Source organism: Sphingobacteriales bacterium, assembly GCA_016706405.1.
In the GTDB taxonomy this organism is placed as follows: Bacteria; Bacteroidota; Bacteroidia; order Chitinophagales; family UBA2359; genus BJ6.
The window spans coordinates 1-26374 of record JADJJT010000005.1; the positions used below are offsets into that span (position 1 = coordinate 1).

Consider the following 26374-nt stretch of genomic DNA (forward strand, 5'->3'; position numbering starts at 1 on the left):
ATCGCCATCGCCAAAAATAAATATTTTACTAATCAAAGAATAACCAGCATAATTATTCAGGGGAAACGGAAGGTGCGCCCAAACATGTAAGCGTTTATTATCATCTATATTCTTGCTTTGAAAATATTCTTTTGCCAGCTTCATGCCGTAAAATATAGAGTTGGCAGCAGCACTTTTACCACTTAAAATACTATCATTGTAGCAATATTTTACCTCTTGAAACAAAGGTGCCCCACCCGCATCAAGTACACTTGCATCTACTATATTTATAGTGTCATTTATTTTATAACTAATACTACCAAGCGAATCTAATAAAAGTGGAGATAACCGATAAACTATAGTATCGCCAACTTTACAACTATCCGCATAAATGGCTTGGCAATCATTATAAAGTGTTGGCACAACCACCATACGATGATCAATAAAAGTGCTATCAAGTTTAGTAGTACAAAGTGTTGAACATGTGGTGGTATTTGCGATTGCATTAATGCTATCAGCTGCACATTTATAACACACATGAGCAAATTTGTAGGGAGTATGACTTTCAACTAAGCCTGTTAAAGCATTAACAACATAGGTGCCAGACTTTTCCCCTAAAATAAACCAAAAAGAATACGTAATTCTTTGTCGAATTGGGTCGACCTTTAAATCAGAATAGTTAAGCATGTACTGTATGGTTCGCGTATAAGCTTCGGCTGGGGTATTGCGTTCTTTTAGCACTAACATTGCCGCTTCCTCCTTGCTTAACATACCTGTGGTGTCTATATTTAGGTGGGGGTAGTAAGTGCCTACTAATCGCACAATTTTACCTTTATCATATGTTAGCATAATTCGACTACCCTCAACCTTGATACCTTTGTAATATTGCACATAGTTATGGTCTTCTTGAAATCGACAAGCTGAATAGATACTGCCTCCTGGCTGCTTGCCTTCAAAAACAAGGTTAACATCTTTTTGTATTGGAAACAATTTTTCTTCCCCAAATAAGTCTTGCCATTTAGTGGCAATACAATTTTTGTCAGTCGTGTCAAGTACGTACAAAAAGTTGAAAGTCGTATAGTTGTGACTACCACTTTTTAGTTTAGGGCATAAAGTTTTAGGTTGATTTTCAACAGTAATTGGTTGTTCAATAGCCTTTGTTTTGGTTTGCTGGGCAACAAGTAAGGTTTTTTTTGCACCAAAGGCTATACAGCCTGCAATTACCAAAGTAGTGCTTAAAAACAGCAATAAAAGGCGGGTGTGAAATTGGTTTTTCATGATTTTACCACAGTTGTTTGGGTTTTATAATTTTGCATAACGGAAAAGGCTTTGCGTTGGGCGGCCTACGAAGGACAAATTTACAATACATTTTTAAGTTTTATTAGAAAATTCTTCCCTTGAAATAACACTTCCGCCCGCCTAATCGTAAAGCCATTGTTATATAAATGTTATTTTATCTGCCTGCAAGTTTATACTTTCCAGATACTTTAGCACGACAGTCGGCACACTACTTCCCTTGCTGGCCGAGTTAATAGTTCCGGAAAACTACTAAGTTTTCAAGCGACCTACAAAATTGCAAATTTTCACCGTGTTTTCCTATAAATTTTTCTGATAATTTTATATAACGGAAAAGGCTTTGCGTTGGGCGGCCTACGAAGGACAAATTTACAATACATTTTTAAGTTTTATTAGAAAATTCTTCCCTTGAAATAACACTTCCGCCCGCCTAATCGTAAAGCCATTGTTATATAAATGTTATTTTATCTGCCTGCAAGTTTATACTTTCCAGATACTTTAGCACAACAGTCGGCAAACGACTAACCGTGCTGGCCGAGTTAATAGTTCGGAAAACTACTAAGTTTTCAAGCGACCTACAAAATTGCAAATTTTTACTGTGTTTTCCTATAAATTTTTCTGATAATTTTATATAACGGAAAAGGCTTTGCGTTGGGCGGCCTACGAAGGACAAATTTACAATACATTTTTAAGTTTTATTAGAAAATTCTTCCTTGAAATAACACTTCCGCCCGCCTAATCGTAAAGCCATTGTTATATAAATGTTATTTTATCTGCCTGCAAGTTTATACTTTCCAGATACTTTAGCACAACAGTCGGCAAACGACTAACCGTGCTGGCCGAGTTAATAGTTCCGGAAAACTACTAAGTTTTCAAGCGACCTACAAAATTGCAAATTTTCACTGTGTTTTCCTATAAATTTTTCTGATAATTTTATATAACGCCCAGCATGTACGTCATACCCGAAATGTAATGGAGGGTTGGCGTACATGCATTGTTATGCAAAGTTTTATTTAATCGTTAGCGTGTTAGTGTAACAAATTTGGTAGCAACTGTTTTATTTGTGGTGGTTAAGTGGCAAATATATATACCATCGGTTAATTGGGCGGTACTAACTGGTAGTTGGTGCAACCCAGCTTCATATGGTTGGTTGCTAACAATTTGTTGTACTTTTTTGCCCGATAAATTATAAATAGCTACACTAATGTTTTCGGCTTGGGGTAACATAAACTGCAAATATCCGGATTGGTTTGTAACCGGATTTGGATACGCTATTAGTTTTATTTCATTTGTGTTGTCATGCTGTTGCATTTGTTTATTGTTCAACACAAATTGGCATTTACTGCTTGGGTTAATGGTTTGTTGGTTGCTGCTTTCGTGGGTAAGGTAAAACGAAAAAACGGGGTTGTTTATGCTTAATTGGTTGGTGGTTGTTTTACCGCCACTGGTTAAAATGGTGGTTTTAATGGCTATGGGTTGCCGCTCGTAAGCCGCAAAGGGTATGTTTAGCAATTTGGCGGTGGCATAATTATCAATTCGCACCTCGCGTTGGGTTAGAAGCGTTATACCCTCGCCTTGCTGCCCAGTTTGTACCCAATTATTCCAAAGTTGGGGACTTAAAATTAGGCTAATTTCAAGGCTATCGTTGCTGCCTTGCACCCCCAAACCATTGGCTATTTGTTGGTAAACGATGTTTAAATTGGCTGCTGCTGCGTTGTTGTTGCAAATAAACATAACGCTTGGGTTGCCCGCCACGGTTGGCGGAACACCCATGCCAACACCCATCCCCGGATTTAAGAAGAACAAGTTTTTGGTAACAATATTATTGTTGTAAATAACATTGTGGGTTATGTTGTCGAATGTTTCATTCCGGATGGGGTCGGCTTCGGATAATAACCTTGCTAATAAACAAATTTCGTATTTTGGTTCGCCGTCTAAGGGGTCAATTTCGGGCAGTATCCAACAACTATCCGGATGGGCGTAAAAGGGTAGGTTGGGGTTTACAAAATTGGGTGGTGTCCAGGTTGTCCATCCGGTAAAAAAGCTGCTTGGGTTAATAGCAGGTATCGTTACAGGACTTGTTGCTATTTCATCGCCAAGATAGCAGGTGTAATCTCCGGCGGTAAAATACCAGTCTATCCAGTTAAAGTCCCAAAGTTCGCCGCTACTGGCCATGGTGTAGTAAAGGTGTAGTTGTGCGGGGTCGGATATAAGGTTGGGGTGGGCGTTGTAAATAGTAAAACCAATGCGATTGCTATAGGCAGGTTCGGGTGGGGCGCTGGCGGCCAAATAGCAACTGTCGTTTTGGGGGCAAACCCAAATATCGGGGCTGTTCCAAATATCGTTCCAACCCAACCAATCGTCGCATTCGGTATTGGGTTCAAAGCCTTGGTCGTTGTAGCAGTCGCGCATACGCAGGTCAATAAAACATAGGCTTTCGTCTTCGGTAAGTAGGGTGGTTTTGCCGCCGGGTATGTTTAACCCCAAACCAACGGCTTTTAACGCCCTTATGGTTTGTTTATGGGCCGTGCAGCTAATAGTTTGGGCAGCAGCAGCCATGGCTACGGCAAACTTTTCAAAAGAAGGTATTTTTATACTGTCTCGGCTCAAGGTGTCTAATCCCTTAATCAGCACCATTTCGGCGGTGTCAATGGTTAGGGGTTCAACGGTTATGCTATCGGTGGCGTAGTTAAATCCGGTGCCACCATCTGCCAATAAATAAAACCATTTGGCTACTATGCGGCATGGTTATAAATTGCTTGGGCTGTGGTATCCCAATTAGAAGCGGTATTGTTGTAATATAAGGCTTGCGGGGTAGGGTGTTTTCGGGGTGGGCAAGGTCGCGGGGTAATAGGTCGGTTTGGGCAGGTATTACTACCGCATCGCCTATAACCCAATCTACAATGCCAAAAGCATGTTTGCGTACTAAAGTGCTAAATATATCGGCTACGCCTTCGTGAATGGCACCTGCCTGATAGCGGAGTGTTGCGGTATCGTGTGTTATGTGATTACCCATACTAAACTTGTTAAATAATATGGCATGGGCGTATTCATGCGCTACTATATCAATAGAAACGGGGGCGGTCATAATTGTATCGTCCCCACTTCCAAAGCCGAAATGTTTTAACTTTTGATCCCAAAACACCTCATTTCCAAATGGGTCAAAAGGAGACTCAGGGAAATGTACTAACGCTTTCAATGGTGCTTTGTAATCAATGGCTTTTGTCGCAAAATAGTTTCGCGATGTTTGTAAGTTATGCCATGCTGTTGTGGCTATGGTGTTTTTTTTACTTATACTACTGTCGGTATAACACCAAAATATTTTTTGTACTTTTGGTCCACCATAATACTTGCTACCGTCGTAAATATTTATCGAATCATTGATGGTTAAATTAGTCGTGTCCGGTGCCATCCGGTAAACGATTTTATTCCCTGCATTACATTCATCTGCTAATATAGTTTGGCAACCGTTATACAATGTAGGCACACCTACCATAACGCCATCTGTAAATACCGTGCAAATATTGGTACTACAGGTATCTTGGCAATTAAACATTGTAGTTGCGTTGCCAACACATTTATAACAATCTGTTAGATACGTCCCACCCCAATCGGGTACATACTTTATAAATTTACCGTTCGTAGCATTAACAAAATAACCCCCATTTTTTTTTAATTTTTGGGATATAGAATGCATAATAAATGGTGTTACTAACTGGGGTTTATTAAGGGACGAACATTTTCTGAGCTATGCGCTTGCCATGCTGCGGTATTAAACCCTTCATAAATTTCGGCGTGGTCATAGGCTATTTTTACCGCTTCTTCCCTACTTATCATACCCGTTGTGTCTATGTTTAGGTGGGGGTAGTAAGTGCCTACTAATCGCACAATTTTACCTTTATCATATGTTAGCATAATTCGACTACCCTCAACCTTGATACCTTTGTAATATTGCACATAGTTATGGTCTTCTTGAAATCGACAAGCTGAATAGATACTGCCTCCTGGCTGCTTGCCTTCAAAAACAAGGTTAACATCTTTTTGTATTGGAAACAATTTTTCTTCCCCAAATAAGTCTTGCCATTTAGTGGCAATACAATTTTTGTCAGTCGTGTCAAGTACGTACAAAAAGTTGAAAGTCGTATAGTTGTGACTACCACTTTTTAGTTTAGGGCATAAAGTTTTAGGTTGATTTTCAACAGTAATTGGTTGTTCAATAGCCTTTGTTTTGGTTTGCTGGGCAACAAGTAAGGTTTTTTTTGCACCAAAGGCTATACAGCCTGCAATTACCAAAGTAGTGCTTAAAAACAGCAATAAAAGGCGGGTGTGAAATTGGTTTTTCATGATTTTACCACAGTTGTTTGGGTTTTATAATTTTGCATAACGCCCGGGCTTTGCGTTGGGCGGTTTACGAAGCACAAATTTACAATACATTTCCAACTTTTATTAGAAAATTCTTCCCTTGAAATAACACTTCCGCCCGCCTAACCGTAAAGCCATTGTTATATAAATGTTATTTTTATCTGCCTGCAAGTTTATACTTTCCAGATACTTTAGCACAACAGTCGGCAAACGACTAACCGTGCTGGCCGAGTTAATAGTTCCGGAAAACTACTAAGTTTTCAAGCGACCTACAAATTGCAAATTTTCACCGTGTTTTCCTATAAATTTTTCTGATAATTTTATATAACGGAAAAGGCTTTGCGTTGGGCGGCCTACGAAGGACAAATTTACAATACATTTTTAAGTTTTATTAGAAAATTCTTCCCTTGAAATAACACTTCCGCCCGCCTAATCGTAAAGCCATTGTTATATAAATGTTATTTTATCTGCCTGCAAGTTTATACTTTCCAGATACTTTAGCACAACAGTCGGCAAACGACTAACCGTGCTGGCCGAGTTAATAGTTCCGGAAAACTACTAAGTTTTCAAGCGACCTACAAAATTGCAAATTTTCACCGTGTTTTCCTATAAATTTTTCTGATAATTTTATATAACGGAAAAGGCTTTGCGTTGGGCGGCCTACGAAGGACAAATTTACAATACATTTTTAAGTTTTATTAGAAAATTCTTCCCTTGAAATAACACTTCCGCCCGCCTAATCGTAAAGCCATTGTTATATAAATGTTATTTTATCTGCCTGCAAGTTTATACTTTCCAGATACTTTAGCACAACAGTCGGCAAACGACTAACCGTGCTGGCCGAGTTAATAGTTCCGGAAAACTACTAAGTTTTCAAGCGACCTACAAAATTGCAAATTTTCACCGTGTTTTCCTATAAATTTTTTCTGATAATTTTATATAACGCTGGGCTTTGCGTTGGGCGGTTTACGAAGCACAAATTTACAATACATTTCCAACTTTTATTAGAAAATTCTTCCCTTGAAATAACACTTCCGCCCGCCTAATCGTAAAGCCATTGTTATATAAATGTTATTTTATCTGCCTGCAAGTTTATACTTTCCAGATACTTTAGCACAACAGTCGGCAAACGACTAACCGTGCTGGCCGAGTTAATAGTTCGGAAAACTACTAAGTTTTCAAGCGACCTACAAAATTGCAAATTTTCACCGTGTTTTCCTATAAATTTTTCTGATAATTTTATATAACGCCCGGGCTTTGCGTTGGGCGGTTTACGAAGCACAAATTTACAATACATTTCCAACTTTTATTAGAAAATTCTTCCCTTGAAATAACACTTCCGCCCGCCTAACCGTAAAGCCATTGTTATATAAATGTTATTTTTATCTGCCTGCAAGTTTATACTTTCCAGATACTTTAGTACGACAGTCAGCACACGACCAACCGTGCTGGCCGAGTTAATAGTTCCGGAAAACTACTAAGTTTTCAAGCGACCTACAAAGTTGCAAAGTTTCACTGTGTTTTCCTATAAATTTTTCTGATAATTTTATATAACGCCTTGGCACACCCGCAGGGCGGTAGCCTTGTCGGGTGTGCATTGTTGGGCGAAGTTTATATTTATATACATTAAAACAAATGCAACATCATGCTTTGTGTTTTAATAAATAATTATTATTGTTTAATTATTGTCCATGTTTTGGTTTTGTTACAGTATATTAACTGTAACCAATAAGCCCCCGGAGGAAAATCGTTTGTATTAAATGTTATTTCGCTATTTTCATTAAAATTGACCAGCTCGTTATATAATTCACTAACAAGCATACCTTGTTGGTTATATAAACGTACCTGAGCGGTTGTGCTGCTACTTGGGGCTTGACAACCAGTTGGTGGTAGAATAATAAATTTAAAGTTTAGCTGCTGTGTAAATGGATTAGGGCTAATTACACTCGGCCCTGTTCCACAATTATGGCAATCATCAACAGTTATATTTAGGTTTTCTACTGTAAAAGTATGTATTCCAATGCAATCGCCGTCTGTAATTGTAACAGTATAATTACCTGCTGACAAGTTCTGTATTTTAGCACTACTTGCCCCATTACTCCATGCGTAGTTATAAGTAGCTGTATCGTTTTTAAGGTGCAGTTCTATTTTTCCGTGACTACCACCATTATAGGTATGGGTTATAGTAGCATCGGCTTTAACTTGGCTTATTAACGTAATTGTCTGCGAACCAAAACATCCGGATATATTGTCCCAAACATCGAATTTATAGGTTCCGGCACTTAAATTATCTAAAGTTAATCCCAAAAAGTCGGTATAACCTGTATAAAATTCTAAACTATTTTTATACATTTTATAATAAAAACAGGTAGTTCCTGCCAAATAGCTATTGTCTAAATAAATAATTCCGTTATTGCTATCACAGTCGGGGTGGGCATACGAAGTGCTAATTAACATGCTGTCAATAGCGCATCCGGCTTGGGCGTTCACAAACAAGGTACGACTAAGTTCATAACAGTTAGTACCGTCATTAATGGTTAAGGTAATTGTTTTTAACCCCGCAGTTTCCCAATGAACTTCGTGAGGGCCAAATTGCGTAGTATTGGTTCCGGATGTTATAATGCCGCCATCGAAGTTCCATAAATAGTTAAAATTGGGTTGGTCTGTGGTATCTTCAATAGAAACAATAACTGGTACCATCAATAGTACGCCAAAATCATCTTCAGCAATGGTGCCGCTATCTAAGTTGCAGGTAATGTTTACATCTATGTCGCCTATTGGGGTTGGGTTATAACAAGTAGCCACGCTACACGGCACTAAGGGGCAATTAACAAAACTTACAGGTACCAAGGGTTTGTAGGCGCATAATGGAATTGGTTTTTTAGAAAACGCCACTACGGTATCAACTCCGGTATTGGCTGGGTCGTTGGTAATATCTACAATATTATACTTTGCAGCAGTATCGGCAGCACTACCATAGTACATAAGGGTGGGTTCGTTTACATGTTTTAATCGAAAAAAATGCCCCAATTCGTGCAAGGCTACGCTCTCGAAATTAAACTGGTTAAGTTTTAAGGTATCGGGCGAGCCATAATACCACGACTTGCCATTTTTGTAGTGGCTTTTAAATCGAATTACGGCATTATATATATATTTCACCGAATCAATACCCATAGTGCCTATGCGGTGTTTACTTGAATAGGCTGTAGTTTGCCCCAAAGTTGTGGTATCGGTAGTAAGTTTATTGCATACCGTATCGGAAAATGATACGTATAAAACTCCCTTTTCTACATCTTTAGCTTGTTTTATACATAGTGTTTTGGGCGTACAGCACTCTTCAATTTTTACGCCAGTAGCACAACGCCATTTTTCAACAGCCCGCCTAAATGCTGTTAATGCCTTGGTATTATTATAAAAGCTGGTATCGTACACTATTCTATAGCCCCCGTCTATTAACCCCGCTAAATGAATGTGTTTGGTTGTGCCGCTAATGGCAGTATTAGACAAAGAGTAGGGAATGACTAAACGCTTGGGCGATTTGGCGTAATCATCAAATGCATCTTTAATTGAAATATAGCCGCTTCCTATTGCAACTATTTTAATAGTAGTTGGAGTAGGTTTTACAGTTACTTCCGATGGTATATTCACCGTTATTAAGGTGTCTGTCCATGTAATTAAATTATTAGGAATAAGTACCGAGTCTATACCCCCATCATCGGCAGTCCGGAGATAAACTTCGCCTACACCACCATTAAACTTGCCCTTAATTTTTGCTATTGAGTGTTTGTTTAGCAGCCCCGCCGGAACCGTATCGGGACTAATACTTTCAATAATAGGTTTTGCTTGTTGTTTGCTATTTAGCGCACTTTTTTTTTACATTTCACCTCTTTGCGCTCAATATACAATTGTTGGGTGGTATTTACTATGGGGGGGTAAAATTTATCGGTGTGTGAGTCTTGTAAGGGTTTCGATTTGCTTTCCCATTCTTCAAGCGTCATGTTGTAAGCGAGTATTTGGCTTAGTTTTAATATTTTTGCAGGGTTAGCTACGGGGTGGGGTTGGGTTTCGGGTGTAAAAAAGAAAATGGCAAATTCATTATCGGTATAACCCGCATTATATTCGGTTTCAGCAATTATGGGTTCACCTTCATCAAAACATATCCACCCTCTTTGGTGCATAAACTCAATGGTGTCGCGGGCTTGCCCTTTAAATGTTTTATACACTTCAACCGATATAAGGTCGTATCTTAAAATACAGCCGTTTGGTTCGGTTTTCATTCTAAAAGGTTTACTGCTAATTACCCGCCCCTCAACAATGGTGGTGGCTTGGGTTGTCCATTGGGGTATAAGGGTTAGTGGGTCAACGCCGTTAAAAGGTCGGGGGGTGCAATAAACAATATCGGGCGCGGGTTGGGGGTTATTAGTTTGTGCCTGTAGGGTGTAGTGGCTAATAATTAAGGTTAAAACCACAAGGTTAAAAAATAAATTTTGCATAGGTGTAAATTGGTTTGATGTGAATAAAGAAAAAACGTTTAACCGGTTATATCGGGCTATTATTAATTTCGCCCAACGGAAAAGGCTTTGCGTTGGGCGGTTTACGAAGCACAAATTTACAATACATTTCCAACTTTTATTAGAAAATTCTTCCCTTGAAATAACACTTCCGCCCGCCTAATCGTAAAGCCATTGTTATATAAATGTTATTTTATCTGCCTGCAAGTTTATACTTTCCAGATACTTTAGCACAACAGTCGGCAAACGACTAACCGTGCTGGCCGAGTTAATAGTTCCGGAAAACTACTAAGTTTTCAAGCGACCTACAAAATTGCAAATTTTCACCGTGTTTTCCTATAAATTTTTCTGATAATTTTATATAACGGACTACGCATAAAAGTAGTAGCGCAGCTTTGATTAAATGTACTGAACTTAATGCTAACCCACCAAGCTGCACAAAACATTTTTTAATAAATTTCTGTGTTTAAAAAATTTTTGTGCGGCGCTGCTGCTATGAAACACTGAAATTGGAGAACCTTAGCGCTATTACTTTTTATGCGATGTTATAAGTAGTTTTTAGCCACATTAACTTCTTAGTCCTTTTATTGGTCTAATGTGCAGGTCTTCGTGTAAGTTCCCCACTGTGTATTGAGAGCGTCACAAGCAGCTGAAGCGTCATTCTCGTTCTTTGCTTCAACGTTTTGGTAATCTTCAAGTGAACTTCCATCAGATAAATTTTCCTGTATACAATGACAAGTGAAGTCTTTTGTGCACGATCCCGTTCCAACAACAAGACCAACAAAAAAAATGAAATTTCTAACCTTTGATTTCATAACGAACTATTTTTAGTAAATGTAATAAACGTGAATTACTTATAACGTTTTGCAGATTTGCGATGGGCGGGATTTTTACCACTGAACTTTATGCGGAGCACTAAACTTTCGGCTACCACTAAACTGTCTGCGGAGCACGAAACCCCGCCTATTGCAAATGTGCTGTTATGCCTTCGTGCTTTATTTTTGTTTTGTTCCACTCACTATTCTTGAAATTATACCTGGTTGCGTAGTAAATTCTGCAATCAAAACACCTCCCAAATGGATAATCAGGAAAGGTATCAGATAATAAATAGAAAGAACATGAATTTCCTCCATAATATTCTTCATATTTTTCGGGCCGAATTCAATTGTCAATCCTGTAATTAGCGAAATTGCCAAACCAGCATAAAAAATTAGATAAACCCAATACTGAAATTTTACTTTTAAAGAAAGTTGCTTATCTAAAGGGTTCGCAAATTTCATGTTGCCAAAAAAAGGAAGAGTCAGTCTTAAACAAAACAATCCTGTTAAAATATAGCCCGTATAGATGTGCCAATCCCACATTGGTTTCCTAATTTGTTTTGCAAGCACAATCACTTCTTCACGAGATAATGTTTTGTCAGTAGCGGCAAGATAATTTTGAATGATGTCGGCCACATGTTCTTTATTCATCCATGTTAATCTTAGAAAAATTGTTATTAACAAAAAAATCAGACAAAAGGCTATCGCCCAGTGCATTATTCGGTAAATAATCGTGTAGTTTCTATTTTCCATAAATTATTGTTTTATAGTAATCCGTTGTTTCGTCATAGCATGAGGCATAACGGGGGCATGGACGCTGTGCCGCCGTGCGTTGGCTTTGAGCGTTGGGCTTCGGCGGCATAGGCGACCATGCTTTGTTAGCGGTTTTTTATTCCGATTCAGGCGAACAACTCCTTTATTTTTTCTTCTATGTACTCACGAAATGTTTTCTGTTCTCCGGGGTCGAAATAAAAGTATTTTTCATACAGTATTTTCTTGCAATAGAACCATGCAATTATTGACGACAGTAAAAAAACTATGATATTGTGAGCCTTCCAAAGTGAAAATGTCCCAATCAAAACAACAAGTGCATAGCCGCTTGCCAATAAAATTATCACAAGTGGAACAGAAAATTGGAGAAAAATGTCGGCTATCGTTCCAATTATTTTTATCTTACCAAAATTAAATTTCCCAAAGTGCTTCCTCCATGCTATCCAAATGGAAAAAATAAGATTGGAAAAGAATATAGTTTTCAATGCTTGTATCCAAAACTCTTGACTATCCTTTGGTATCGGAATAGTTGTTTTAAAGGATGAGTTTGAAAAATTATAGTAGATAAATTTTGGGAAATATTGAGCACTAACATCGCAGACATACATCACGTTGTATTCAGGGCGCATTTGAAATGAGGCACCATAAAGTAGCCCTATCCATATTGCTGAAATGACAATGTTAAATTGAAGGACTGACAGTAAAAACCTGATTTTAAAAAAATATCTGAATAGTATTAAAATACTTGTTATGGTCAAAATTGGAAAATAATACTTCGTCCGAATTGTTTTTAAGTAAGTAAAGAAATTGAAATACAAGTCACTCAAACTACTGAATTTTGGTTTCGGTGGGCAGTAAATTTGCATTTTATCAAATTTAAATGCAAAATTATCGGCTCGAAACAAACGAATAGTATCGTTAATTCTACTATTTTTATTTATTTTTTTCAGTAATACTTGGTCGCATTTTAATTGCATGGAAAAGGTGTCAAGCCTGTCTCCATTTATTGTCATAATTATTTTATCCTCCGTTGGGGTGAAAAATCGCATGCTTTCTTTAAGTGTATGGATTGAGGTGTCTTCAATCACGCTTTTGATTAAAACCCCTTGGCTGAAATCAGCCGTTAATCCATCTTTCTTTCTTATAAAATCCCAGAAAACTTTCCCTTCTGCGCTTGTTCTAACCCAAGCCCCAAAAATTGTTTTTTCACAATCTTCTTTCTTTTGCCCCAAGATTGTATTCGATGAAAATAGAAGAAGGATGAAAATTATTATTATTTTATTCATTTTGTTTTATCTTTTTTGTTACCGCTAACGGAAAAGGCTTTGCGTTGGGCGGCCTACGAAGGACAAATTTACAATACATTTTTAAGTTTTATTAGAAAATTCTTCCCTTGAAATAACACTTCCGCCCGCCTAATCGTAAAGCCATTGTTATATAAATGTTATTTTATCTGCCTGCAAGTTTATACTTTCCAGATACTTTAGCACAACAGTCGGCAAACGACTAACCGTGCTGGCCGAGTTAATAGTTCCGGAAAACTACTAAGTTTTCAAGCGACCTACAAAATTGCAAATTTTCACCGTGTTTTCCTATAAATTTTTCTGATAATTTTATATAACGGAAAAGGCTTTGCGTTGGGCGGCCTACGAAGGACAAATTTACAATACATTTTTAAGTTTTATTAGAAAATTCTTCCCTTGAAATAACACTTCCGCCCGCCTAATCGTAAAGCCATTGTTATATAAATGTTATTTTATCTGCCTGCAAGTTTATACTTTCCAGATACTTTAGCACAACAGTCGGCAAACGACTAACCGTGCTGGCCGAGTTAATAGTTCCGGAAAACTACTAAGTTTTCAAGCGACCTACAAAATTGCAAATTTTTACTGTGTTTTCCTATAAATTTTTCTGATAATTTTATATAACGGAAAAGGCTTTGCGTTGGGCGGCCTACGAAGGACAAATTTACAATACATTTTTTAAGTTTTATTAGAAAATTCTTCCCTTGAAATAACACTTCCGCCCGCCTAATCGTAAAGCCATTGTTATATAAATGTTATTTTATCTGCCTGCAAGTTTATACTTTCCAGATACTTTAGCACAACAGTCGGCAAACGACTAACCGTGCTGGCCGAGTTAATAGTTCCGGAAAACTACTAAGTTTTCAAGCGACCTACAAAATTGCAAATTTTCACCGTGTTTTCCTATAAATTTTTTCTGATAATTTTATATAACGGAAAAGGCTTTGCGTTGGGCGGCCTACGAAGGACAAATTTACAATACATTTTTAAGTTTTATTAGAAAATTCTTCCCTTGAAATAACACTTCCGCCCGCCTAATCGTAAAGCCATTGTTATATAAATGTTATTTTATCTGCCTGCAAGTTTATACTTTCCAGATACTTTAGCACAACAGTCGGCAAACGACTAACCGTGCTGGCCGAGTTAATAGTTCCGGAAAACTACTAAGTTTTCAAGCGACCTACAAAATTGCAAATTTTCACCGTGTTTTCCTATAAATTTTTTCTGATAATTTTATATAACGCCCTGGGCTTTGCGTTGGGCGGTTTACGAAGCACAAATTTACAATACATTTCCAACTTTTATTAGAAAATTCTTCCCTTGAAATAACACTTCCGCCCGCCTAACCGTAAAGCCATTGTTATATAAATGTTATTTTTATCTGCCTGCAAGTTTATACTTTCCAGATACTTTAGTACGACAGTCAGCACACGACCAACCGTGCTGGCCGAGTTAATAGTTCAGAAAACTACTAAGTTTTCAAGCGACCTACAAAGTTGCAAAGTTTCACTGTGTTTTCCTATAAATTTTTCTGATAATTTTATATAACGGAAAAGGCTTTGCGTTGGGCGGCCTACGAAGGACAAATTTACAATACATTTTTAAGTTTTATTAGAAAATTCTTCCCTTGAAATAACACTTCCGCCCGCCTAATCGTAAAGCCATTGTTATATAAATGTTATTTTATCTGCCTGCAAGTTTATACTTTCCAGATACTTTAGCACAACAGTCGGCAAACGACTAACCGTGCTGGCCGAGTTAATAGTTCCGGAAAACTACTAAGTTTTCAAGCGACCTACAAAATTGCAAATTTTTACTGTGTTTTCCTATAAATTTTTCTGATAATTTTATATAACGCCCGGGCTTTGCGTTGGGCGGTTTACGAAGCACAAATTTACAATACATTTCCAACTTTTATTAGAAAATTCTTCCCTTGAAATAACACTTCCGCCCGCCTAACCGTAAAGCCATTGTTATATAAATGTTATTTTTATCTGTCTGCAAGTTTATACTTTCCAGATACTTTAGTACGACAGTCAGCACACGACCAACCGTGCTGGCCGAGTTAATAGTTCCGGAAAACTACTAAGTTTTCAAGCGACCTACAAAGTTGCAAAGTTTCACTGTGTTTTCCTATAAATTTTTCTGATAATTTTATATAACGTTTTGCGGCTTGGCGAAGGGCGGGATTTTTAGCACAAAAGTTCATACGAAGCACAAATGTTTGATTAACCACGAATGTTTCTACGATGCACGAAACCCCGCCTTTTGCCAAACCGCTGTTAGCAGTAGTGGTTCTTTGTTCTTCCGTCATTTTGATAGTTTTAGAATTTTAAATGCTCCTTGTCCAACGATGAAAAATACTATTGTCCCAACGATAAGGTCGGGATATTTTGAGTTTGTCAAGTAAACAAGTCCGCCAGCAACAATTACTCCGAGATTTACGATTACATCATTAGATGTGAAAATCATACTTGCTTGCATATGTGCTTCCTTGCTTTTGCTTTTTTGTAATAGATATAAGCAAAGTCCATTGCCGATAAGTGCAAGAATTGAAATAATAATCATTGTCTGAAATGCTGGAACTGCTTCCATTCCTAAAAATCGTCTTATAACTTCAATGAAACCGAAAACGGCAAGTGTCAATTGTAAATAACCTGCTGATTTTGCGATGTTCTTTTTTCGTGTCATTGTCCCACCAACTGCAAAGAGTGCAAGTCCGTAAACAATGCTATCGGCAAGCATATCCAAACTATCCGCCACAAGTCCCATTGAATTTGAAATAAAACCTGTCGTTAGTTCAAGTGCAAAAAAGAAAAAGTTAATCGCTAAAACCTGCCAAAGTAATTTTCTTTCTCTGTCTGTGTTCTCTGTTGTAGCTGTGTAATTGTCTACCGAAACGCTGTCAATAATAGAAGTGTCAAACTTTAAGTTGTCAAGTCGCTGAAAAATTTGGTCGTGGTTGTCTGTATGAAAAACGGTCAGTTGTCTGTTTGCAATATCAAAGTCTAACGAGTTGATGTTTGTCAAGTCGGCAAGTTTCATCCGTATCATTTGTTCTTCGGATGGGCAGTCCATTTTTGATATTTTAAATGTCGTTTTCTGCATTGTCTATCGTTGTCGGTTGGGTCGTCCTACCATTACTGCTAACGTCCGGCAGCTTGGCGATGTGGCGGCAATTTAGTACAAAAGTTTAATAGAAGTACTATCGCTCAACCTTGCACTTCTGCTTAATAGCAGCACTTCACCCGCCATATTGCCAAACTGCTTGTTACCTGCACACCCTTTTAAGATTGTTTATTGAATACTTTGCGGAACAACTAATTTTTATCAAGTTCAACCAATTTAATATTATTCGTACTTAATTTTTGAATTAACCATTTTTTGAGTTTTAAAGTATCTATTTCTTCTTTCTCTTGATGATGAAATAGCACTACTGTTTCAATCTTAGCACTATCAGAATTAGGAAATAGTAGAAATTTTCCAATTGATACGTTTTTAGCTTCAGGAAAAAGAATTCCTATCTCTTTGTAGGTTTCTGTATCATCGAACTTAAATTCTTTTATTTCATTCTGCAAATTGTTAATAATAATGTCCTTTTCGCTGAGTGCTTTGTTCTGAGTACCTAATTCGTTTAATATTTCTTTTTTCAAGTCCTGCGTACCTTGTTTAAATATTAGTGAAGTATTGAAAATTTGATACTGATTTAAACGATGATTCAATTGCTTTTCTTCCTCATTACTGAACCTTTTTGATAAAAAAGCCAGCTCTATTTTTTTAGGACTTGTATTATATTTTATTTCTTTGAAGATAATGGTATAACCATTAGCCGTAAATTCATTTTCAATAAATTTTGAAACATTATCATTAAACTGTTTTTCTTTCAGTAAGTTATAGGCTAAATAAAAACTGGGAACTATCATCAATAAGAGAAGGAAAGAAATCCCGTATCTTATTTGTTTTTCAAATCTTATGTTCTTAAATTGAACCGGTGTGTATTTTAGATATCGAACAATAAAATAAGTGGCAATACATATGAAAAAACAATTAATACTGTATAAATAAAATGCACCAAAGAAATAGGAATAATTACCCATTGCTAAACCATATCCAGCCGTACAAAGTGGCGGCATTAATGCAGTAGCAATCGCTACCCCGGGAATAGGATTGCCTTTTTCTACCCTTGTCAAAGCTATTACACCGACTAACCCACCAAAAAAAGCAATTAACACATCATAAATAGTAGGTGATATTCTGGCTAACAATTCCGGTTGAGCGTCTTTGAATGGACTAATAAAAAAATAAATAGCAGAAACCACTAAACTGACTATGGTTGCAATTAATAAATTTTTACCACATCTTTTAAGAAGTTCAAAATCAAATACAGCTAAGGCGAATCCAGCACCTACTATTGGTCCCATTAAAGGCGAAATAAGCATGGCGCCAATTACAACTGCTGTTGAATTAACATTTAAACCAACGGATGCGATAACTATCGCACATGCCAATATCCACAAGTTTGAACCCCTGAAAGAAATACTCTGCTTTATATTTTCTAAAACGGATTCTCTTTTTTCTTCGCCTTGATGCAGGCTGATGAAATCAAACATTTTATTACTCATCTTGTGAAATAGTATTGGTTAGCGTTATCTTTAAAAAAAAGTATCCTATCGTCCCGGCTATAAACGATGACATCAGAATAACTAATTTGGAATTATTTATGACTGTGTCATTGTCGAAAGCAAGCAAAGAAATGAAAATGGACATTGTAAATCCAATGCCTGCTAAAAGTCCTACACCAAAAATTGATTTCCAATTTAGGTCTGTCGGAAGTTTGCAAAGTCCCAATGAAACAGCTAAAAATGTCAAAAGGAAAATTCCCAATGGTTTACCTACAATTAGTCCCAGTGCAATACCTAAACTATTATTTTCAGTCAAGGTTTGGGCTATGTCGCCACTAAAAACTATTGCTGTGTTGGCTAATGCAAAAATTGGAAGGATGATAAATGCAACTGGCTTATGTAAAAAGTGTTGCAAAATGTATGAAGTTGATTTTTCGTCTCCGTTGCCAAATGGAATTGCAAAAGCCAAAAGAACTCCTGTAATGGTGGCGTGAACGCCTGAATGAAGCATAAAATACCACATTGCAACACCACCAATTAAGTAAGGAATTAGGTTTCTAATTTTCAGTCTGTTAAAAACCAAAAGCAAAGCAAAAATTCCTAATGCTATGAAAAGGTTTGTCCAAAGTAAGGTTTTGGTATAGAAAATAGCAATGATAATGATTGCTCCCAAATCGTCAATAACAGCAAGTGCTGTTAAAAATACTTTTAGAGAAGTAGGCACTCTGTTGCCTAATAAAGATAAAATGCCCAAAGCAAAAGCAATGTCTGTCGCCATTGGAATACCTGCACCTGATTGTGTCGCAGTTCCATAGTTGAAAAGTAGGAAAAGTCCGGCTGGTAAAAACATTCCACCAATTGCTCCAAAAATTGGCAGTAAAGCGTCTTTAAGTTTTGAAAGTTCACCAATGTAAATTTCTCGTTCTAACTCTAAGCCAATGAGTAAAAAGAAAATTGCCATTAGTCCGTCATTTACCCAATGTTCAATGCTGTGTCCTTGAAATTGTGTTTGCCAAAAATGGTGGTAGTCTGTCCCAAAAGTTGAGTTGGCAACTACCAAAGAAATAATAGTGCAAGCAATTAAAACAAGCCCGCCTGATTTTTCACTGTCAAAAAAGTCCTTAAATAATTTTGTTACTCTCATTTATTTTGTCTGTCTGTTGAATATTTGCAGGGTGTTTGTTAGGGTTGCAGGTAACGCCCGGGCTTTGCGTTGGGCGGTTTACGAAGCACAAATTTACAATACATTTCCAACTTTTATTAGAAAATTCTTCCCTTGAAATAACACTTCCGCCCGCCTAACCGTAAAGCCATTGTTATATAAATGTTATTTTTATCTGCCTGCAAGTTTATACTTTCCAGATACTTTAGTACGACAGTCAGCACACGACCAACCGTGCTGGCCGAGTTAATAGTTCCGGAAAACTACTAAGTTTTCAAGCGACCTACAAAGTTGCAAAGTTTCACTGTGTTTTCCTATAAATTTTTCTGATAATTTTATATAACGCCCGGGCTTTGCGTTGGGCGGCCTACGAAGGACAAATTTACAATACATTTTTAAGTTTTATTAGAAAATTCTTCCCTTGAAATAACACTTCCGCCCGCCTAATCGTAAAGCCATTGTTATATAAATGTTATTTTATCTGCCTGCAAGTTTATACTTTCCAGATACTTTAGCACAACAGTCGGCAAACGACTAACCGTGCTGGCCGAGTTAATAGTTCCGGAAAACTACTAAGTTTTCAAGCGACCTACAAAATTGCAAATTTTCACCGTGTTTTCCTATAAATTTTCTGATAATTTTATATAACGCCCGGCTTTGCGTTGGGCGGTTTACGAAGCACAAATTTACAATACATTTCCAACTTTTATTAGAAAATTCTTCCCTTGAAATAACACTTCCGCCCGCCTAACCGTAAAGCCATTGTTATATAAATGTTATTTTTATCTGCCTGCAAGTTTATACTTTCCAGATACTTTAGTACGACAGTCAGCACACGACCAACCGTGCTGGCCGAGTTAATAGTTCCGGAAAACTACTAAGTTTTCAAGCGACCTACAAAGTTGCAAATTTTCACCGTGTTTTCCTATAAATTTTTCTGATAATTTTATATAACGCCCGGGCTTTGCGTTGGGCGGTTTACGAAGCACAAATTTACAATACATTTCCAACTTTTATTAGAAAATTCTTCCCTTGAAATAACACTTCCGCCCGCCTAATCGTAAAGCCATTGTTATATAAATGTTATTTTATCTGCCTGCAAGTTTATACTTTCCAGATACTTTAGCACAACAGTCGGCAAACGACTAACCGTGCTGGCCGAGTTAATAGTTCGGGAAAACTACTAAGTTTTCAAGCGACCTACAAAATTGCAAATTTTTACTGTGTTTTCCTATAAATTTTTCTGATAATTTTATATAACGGAAAAGGCTTTGCGTTGGGCGGCCTACGAAGGACAAATTTACAATACATTTTTAAGTTTTATTAGAAAATTCTTCCCTTGAAATAACACTTCCGCCCGCCTAATCGTAAAGCCATTGTTATATAAATGTTATTTTATCTGCCTGCAAGTTTATACTTTCCAGATACTTTAGCACAACAGTCGGCAAACGACTAACCGTGCTGGCCGAGTTAATAGTTCCGGAAAACTACTAAGTTTTCAAGCGACCTACAAAATTGCAAATTTTCACCGTGTTTTCCTATAAATTTTTCTGATAATTTTATATAACGGAAAAGGCTTTGCGTTGGGCGGCCTACGAAGGACAAATTTACAATACATTTTTAAGTTTTATTAGAAAATTCTTCCCTTGAAATAACACTTCCGCCCGCCTAATCGTAAAGCCATTGTTATATAAATGTTATTTTATCTGCCTGCAAGTTTATACTTTCCAGATACTTTAGCACAACAGTCGGCAAACGACTAACCGTGCTGGCCGAGTTAATAGTTCCGTAAAACTACTAAGTTTTCAAGCGACCTACAAAATTGCAAATTTTCACCGTGTTTTCCTATAAATTTTTCTGATAATTTTATATAACGGAAAAAGGCTTTGCGTTGGGCGGCCTACGAAGGACAAATTTACAATACATTTTTAAGTTTTATTAGAAAATTCTTCCTTGAAATAACACTTCCGCCCGCCTAATCGTAAAGCCATTGTTATATAAATGTTATTTTATCTGCCTGCAAGTTTATACTTTCCAGATACTTTAGCACAACAGTCGGCAAACGACTAACCGTGCTGGCCGAGTTAATAGTTCGAAAACTACTAAGTTTTCAAGCGACCTACAAAATTGCAAATTTTCACCGTGTTTTCCTATAAATTTTTTCTGATAATTTTATATAACGCCCCAGGCTTTGCGTTGGGCGGTTTACGAAGCACAAATTTACAATACATTTCCAACTTTTATTAGAAAATTCTTCCCTTGAAATAACACTTCCGCCCGCCTAACCGTAAAGCCATTGTTATATAAATGTTATTTTTATCTGCCTGCAAGTTTATACTTTCCAGATACTTTAGTACGACAGTCAGCACACGACCAACCGTGCTGGCCGAGTTAATAGTTCCGGAAAACTACTAAGTTTTCAAGCGACCTACAAAGTTGCAAAGTTTCACTGTGTTTTCCTATAAATTTTTCTGATAATTTTATATAACGGAAAAGCTTTGCGTTGGGCGGCCTACGAAGGACAAATTTACAATACATTTTTAAGTTTTATTAGAAAATTCTTCCCTTGAAATAACACTTCCGCCCGCCTAATCGTAAAGCCATTGTTATATAAATGTTATTTTATCTGCCTGCAAGTTTATACTTTCCAGATACTTTAGCACAACAGTCGGCAAACGACTAACCGTGCTGGCCGAGTTAATAGTTCCGGAAAACTACTAAGTTTTCAAGCGACCTACAAAATTGCAAATTTTACTGTGTTTTCCTATAAATTTTTCTGATAATTTTATATAACGCCCGGGCTTTGCGTTGGGCGGTTTACGAAGCACAAATTTACAATACATTTCCAACTTTTATTAGAAAATTCTCACTTTGAAATAACACTTCCGCCCGCCTAATCGTAAAGCCATTGTTATATAAATGTTATTTTATCTGCCTGCAAGTTTATACTTTCCAGATACTTTAGCACAACAGTCGGCAAACGACTAACCGTGCTGGCCGAGTTAATAGTTCCGGAAAACTACTAAGTTTTCAAGCGACCTACAAAATTGCAAATTTTCACCGTGTTTTCCTATAAATTTTTCTGATAATTTTATATAACGGACACGGCTTGGCGATGTGGCGGTATTTGAAAATCGTCAGCCCGGAACCGCTGCTGAATAAAGTTACAAAAGTTCATTGTTAATTCTGTTGCTCATTAGTATTCCGTCGGCTGGAACTGAAGCTCAATAGCGAACAAAAAGTTGAGCATATATTCGTCGCCCCGCCATATTGCCAAACCGCCTGTTGTGCGAAGTATTATTTACGGATAGCCGCCTCAATTTTCTCCATTGAAATGTAATCGTCAAATAACACTTCTCCATCATTATATTTTTTCAAAATGAACTCGTATTCTCTTTTTGTAATGAAGTCGCCGTCGTGGTAGTGGTAATCGTTTGAAACTATAACAGAGTTTTCATTTGAAGTGTCTACCAATATGAGATAATTGTAGTTTGAAGAACTGTATCCTATATTGGTTCTGTAATAGATAAATTTTGAAACTCTATATTTTTTGGTCAGAGAACTATTATCTTTTAATAATTCAACTGAAAGTCCTGTATTTTGTGAAAGGATATTATATAATTTATCTTCATACTTTTGTAAAAAATGACTGTCAGAAAGTAAGTTTCCTAACTCCTTAGATTCATAAGAACTTGAGGAACAGTAAAGCACTATGATTTTGGGGGTTGAATTTTTTAATGTTTTGTCAAACTCGCTTGTCCACCTCGGAATAATATAGTTATAGTCATAAATGGTGACTTTTGGGCTTGCCAAATCTGTTTCCGAATCCATATCACCAACTAAATCTTGCACCTTAGTACGACTAACCATTTCTTGGTCGTTGAAAAAAACTTCTTTACGAAGTCTGTCAATTAATTTTTGTTCCTCCAATGGCTCACTTTTATATTTAATAGCTAAATATTCAATGGCTTTTTTTAGTTTCATTTCATTGTCATCCTCTTTAGGCTTTGAACTGAACAGTTCAACAAGAATTGATAGCATTAATGACAACGTTAAATAGAAACCGTAGATGGTAAACAAAATTGTCCCATAGATTAGGAAGTCGCCTTTTGCAAAAAAAAGTGAAATGAGTAAGATAAAGTAGGAGGCAAAGAAGTTTGTTAATGGGTTGCTTGAAATAGTAACCTTTGATTTGGATTTTACCCATTTCCCAATTCTGGCAACATTTGATATGTTTATAGAAATAGTCAAAGAAAAAAAGAACCATAAATAAATTATTATGCTTTTTGATTCAGTGCCGTTAGTCTGTAGAAAAGAAAAGAGTCCGATAAATGTAGCAAACAAGAAAGTGATTGCGATGAGATAAAACTGTCTCCAAAAACTTGATTTAACGTCAAAATCTTTTAGGAATAATGGGATGGCAAGTGTCAAACCGCTAAGACCTGCTGTGATTTGGCAAATGCTTTGAATATCTGTCTCTGATATAGCATAGGCGACTTTAATTACAACGAGAATAATTAACAATGCAGTAATAGTCAGCGAAGAAATAAAAGTGGCTGTATAGAACGATTTGTCGGAAATTATAAATCCCGATTTAAGTTTTTCTGGCAACGGCTGATGTTGCCCTTCGTTGTTATTTCGTCGTTTGTTAAATGCCATTAGGGTCTGTTAATATTTCGCACAACGCCCGGGCTTTGCGTTGGGCGGTTTACGAAGCACAAATTTACAATACATTTTTAAGTTTTATTAGAAAATTCTTCCCTTGAAATAACACTTCCGCCCGCCTAACCGTAAAGCCATTGTTATATAAATGTTATTTTATCTGCCTGCAAGTTTATACTTTCCAGATACTTTAGCACGACAGTCGGCACACTACTTCCCTTGCTGGCCGAGTTAATAGTTCCGGAAAACTACTAAGTTTTCAAGCGACCTACAAAATTGCAAATTTTTACTGTGTTTTCCTATAAATTTTTCTGATAATTTTATATAACGGTTTGGGCTTGCGTTGGGCGGCCTACGAAGGACAAATTTACAATACATTTTTTAAGTTTTATTAGAAAATTCTTCCTTGAAATAACACTTCCGCCCGCCTAATCGTAAAGCCATTGTTATATAAATGTTATTTTATCTGCCTGCAAGTTTATACTTTCCAGATACTTTAGCACAACAGTCGGCAAACGACTAACCGTGCTGGCCGAGTTAATAGTTCCGGGAAAACTACTAAGTTTTCAAGCGACCTACAAAATTGCAAATTTTTACTGTGTTTTCCTATAAATTTTTCTGATAATTTATATAACGGAAAAGGCTTTGCGTTGGGCGGCCTACGAAGGACAAATTTACAATACATTTTTAAGTTTTATTAGAAAATTCTTCCCTTGAAATAACACTTCCGCCCGCCTAATCGTAAAGCCATTGTTATATAAATGTTATTTTATCTGCCTGCAAGTTTATACTTTCCAGATACTTTAGCACAACAGTCGGCAAACGACTAACCGTGCTGGCCGAGTTAATAGTTCCGAAAACTACTAAGTTTTCAAGCGACCTACAAAATTGCAAATTTTTACTGTGTTTTCCTATAAATTTTTCTGATAATTTTATATAACGGAAAAGGCTTTGCGTTGGGCGGTTTACGAAGCACAAATTTACAATACATTTCCAACTTTTATTAGAAAATTCTTCCCTTGAAATAACACTTCCGCCCGCCTAATCGTAAAGCCATTGTTATATAAATGTTATTTTATCTGCCTGCAAGTTTATACTTTCCAGATACTTTAGCACAACAGTCGGCAAACGACTAACCGTGCTGGCCGAGTTAATAGTTCCGGAAAACTACTAAGTTTTCAAGCGACCTACAAAATTGCAAATTTTCACCGTGTTTTCCTATAAATTTTTCTGATAATTTTATATAACGCTTTGAGCTTTGCGTTGGGCGGTTTACGAAGCACAAATTTACAATACATTTTTAAGTTTTATTAGAAAATTCTTCCCTTGAAATAACACTTCCGCCCGCCTAACCGTAAAGCCATTGTTATATAAATGTTATTTTATCTGCCTGCAAGTTTATACTTTCCAGATACTTTAGCACGACAGTCGGCACACTACTTCCTTGCTGGCCGAGTTAATAGTTCCGAAAACTACTAAGTTTTCAAGCGACCTACAAAATTGCAAATTTTTACTGTGTTTTCCTATAAATTTTTCTGATAATTTTATATAACGCCTGAGCTTTTGCGTTGGGCGGTTTACGAAGCACAAATTTACAATACATTTCCAACTTTTATTAGAAAATTCTTCCCTTGAAATAACACTTCCGCCCGCCTAACCGTAAAGCCATTGTTATATAAATGTTATTTTTATCTGTCTGCAAGTTTATACTTTCCAGATACTTTAGTACGACAGTCAGCACACGACCAACCGTGCTGGCCGAGTTAATAGTTCCGGAAACTACTAAGTTTTCAAGCGACCTACAAAGTTGCAAAGTTTCACTGTGTTTTCCTATAAATTTTTCTGATAATTTTATATAACGCCAGGGCTTTGCGTTGGGCGGTTTACGAAGCACAAATTTACAATACATTTCCAACTTTTATTAGAAAATTCTTCCCTTGAAATAACACTTCCGCCCGCCTAACCGTAAAGCCATTGTTATATAAATGTTATTTTTATCTGCCTGCAAGTTTATACTTTCCAGATACTTTAGTACGACAGTCAGCACACGACCAACCGTGCTGGCCGAGTTAATAGTTCCGGAAAACTACTAAGTTTTCAAGCGACCTACAAAGTTGCAAATTTTCACCGTGTTTTCCTATAAATTTTTCTGATAATTTTATATAACGGAAAAGGCTTTGCGTTGGGCGGCCTACGAAGGACAAATTTACAATACATTTTTAAGTTTTATTAGAAAATTCTTCCCTTGAAATAACACTTCCGCCCGCCTAATCGTAAAGCCATTGTTATATAAATGTTATTTTATCTGCCTGCAAGTTTATACTTTCCAGATACTTTAGCACAACAGTCGGCAAACGACTAACCGTGCTGGCCGAGTTAATAGTTCCGAAAACTACTAAGTTTTCAAGCGACCTACAAAATTGCAAATTTTCACCGTGTTTTCCTATAAATTTTTCTGATAATTTTATATAACGCCTGGGCTTTGCGTTGGGCGGTTTACGAAGCACAAATTTACAATACATTTCCAACTTTTATTAGAAAATTCTTCCCTTGAAATAACACTTCCGCCCGCCTAACCGTAAAGCCATTGTTATATAAATGTTATTTTTATCTGCCTGCAAGTTTATACTTTCCAGATACTTTAGTACGACAGTCAGCACACGACCAACCGTGCTGGCCGAGTTAATAGTTCCGAAAAACTACTAAGTTTTCAAGCGACCTACAAAGTTGCAAAGTTTTACTGTGTTTTCCTATAAATTTTTCTGATAATTTTATATAACGCCCGGGCTTTGCGTTGGGCGGCCTACGAAGGACAAATTTACAATACATTTTTAAGTTTTATTAGAAAATTCTCACTTTGAAATAACACTTCTGCCCGCCTAACCGT

The 26374-nt window shown here is 36.9% G+C and carries 14 protein-coding genes; all 14 read right to left on the reverse strand.

Going from position 1 to position 26374, the window contains the following annotated elements; all coding sequences use genetic code 11:
- A partial coding sequence (locus IPI59_16230) for a hypothetical protein (GenBank protein ID MBK7529031.1) occupies positions 1-1257 on the reverse strand: 1257 nt, incomplete at its 3' end.
- Between the two features lie 1038 nt (positions 1258-2295).
- A complete protein-coding gene (locus tag IPI59_16235; GenBank protein ID MBK7529032.1) occupies positions 2296-3990 on the reverse strand; it encodes a T9SS type A sorting domain-containing protein in 1695 nt (564 codons plus the stop codon).
- Positions 3965-4831, reverse strand: coding sequence for a M4 family metallopeptidase (locus IPI59_16240; GenBank protein MBK7529033.1), 867 nt, complete (start codon positions 4829-4831; stop codon positions 3965-3967). The genes IPI59_16235 and IPI59_16240 overlap by 26 nt, the downstream gene beginning before the upstream one ends.
- Before the next feature lie 155 nt (positions 4832-4986).
- Positions 4987-5619 carry a hypothetical protein gene (locus IPI59_16245; protein MBK7529034.1) on the reverse strand — a complete coding sequence of 211 codons (633 nt, stop codon included), beginning with the start codon at positions 5617-5619 and terminating at the stop codon, positions 4987-4989.
- Positions 5620-7094: 1475 nt separating this feature from the next.
- Positions 7095-7235 (reverse strand): hypothetical protein, encoded by a 141-nt coding sequence (locus IPI59_16250; protein MBK7529035.1) that lies wholly within the window; start codon positions 7233-7235, stop codon positions 7095-7097.
- A gap of 73 nt (positions 7236-7308) precedes the next feature.
- Positions 7309-9285, reverse strand: a complete 1977-nt coding sequence (locus IPI59_16255; GenBank protein MBK7529036.1) for a T9SS type A sorting domain-containing protein — start codon at positions 9283-9285, stop codon at positions 7309-7311.
- Between the two features lie 209 nt (positions 9286-9494).
- Positions 9495-10130 (reverse strand): hypothetical protein, encoded by a 636-nt coding sequence (locus IPI59_16260; GenBank protein MBK7529037.1) that lies wholly within the window; start codon positions 10128-10130, stop codon positions 9495-9497.
- Positions 10131-11143: 1013 nt separating this feature from the next.
- Entirely contained in the window at positions 11144-11719 is a 576-nt protein-coding gene (locus IPI59_16265; GenBank protein MBK7529038.1) for a cytochrome b/b6 domain-containing protein, read from the reverse strand.
- 146 nt (positions 11720-11865) lie between these two features.
- A complete protein-coding gene (locus IPI59_16270) occupies positions 11866-13023 on the reverse strand; it encodes a hypothetical protein (GenBank protein MBK7529039.1) in 1158 nt (385 codons plus the stop codon).
- Between the two features lie 2083 nt (positions 13024-15106).
- Positions 15107-15355: a hypothetical protein gene (locus IPI59_16275; GenBank protein MBK7529040.1), complete on the reverse strand. Its 249-nt coding sequence runs from the start codon at positions 15353-15355 to the stop codon at positions 15107-15109.
- The gene (locus IPI59_16280) at positions 15352-16149 is read right to left on the reverse strand and encodes a cation transporter (protein MBK7529041.1); all 798 of its coding nucleotides are present in this window, start codon (positions 16147-16149) and stop codon (positions 15352-15354) included. The genes IPI59_16275 and IPI59_16280 overlap by 4 nt, the downstream gene beginning before the upstream one ends.
- A 212-nt stretch (positions 16150-16361) precedes the next feature.
- Positions 16362-17663: a TIGR00341 family protein gene (locus IPI59_16285; GenBank protein MBK7529042.1), complete on the reverse strand. Its 1302-nt coding sequence runs from the start codon at positions 17661-17663 to the stop codon at positions 16362-16364.
- The gene (nhaA, locus tag IPI59_16290) at positions 17656-18807 is read right to left on the reverse strand and encodes a Na+/H+ antiporter NhaA (GenBank protein MBK7529043.1); all 1152 of its coding nucleotides are present in this window, start codon (positions 18805-18807) and stop codon (positions 17656-17658) included. The genes IPI59_16285 and nhaA overlap by 8 nt, the downstream gene beginning before the upstream one ends.
- Positions 18808-22122: 3315 nt before the next feature.
- Complete coding sequence (locus IPI59_16295; GenBank protein ID MBK7529044.1) at positions 22123-23484, reverse strand: hypothetical protein; 1362 nt, start codon at positions 23482-23484, stop codon at positions 22123-22125.
- Positions 23485-26374 lie beyond the last annotated feature (2890 nt).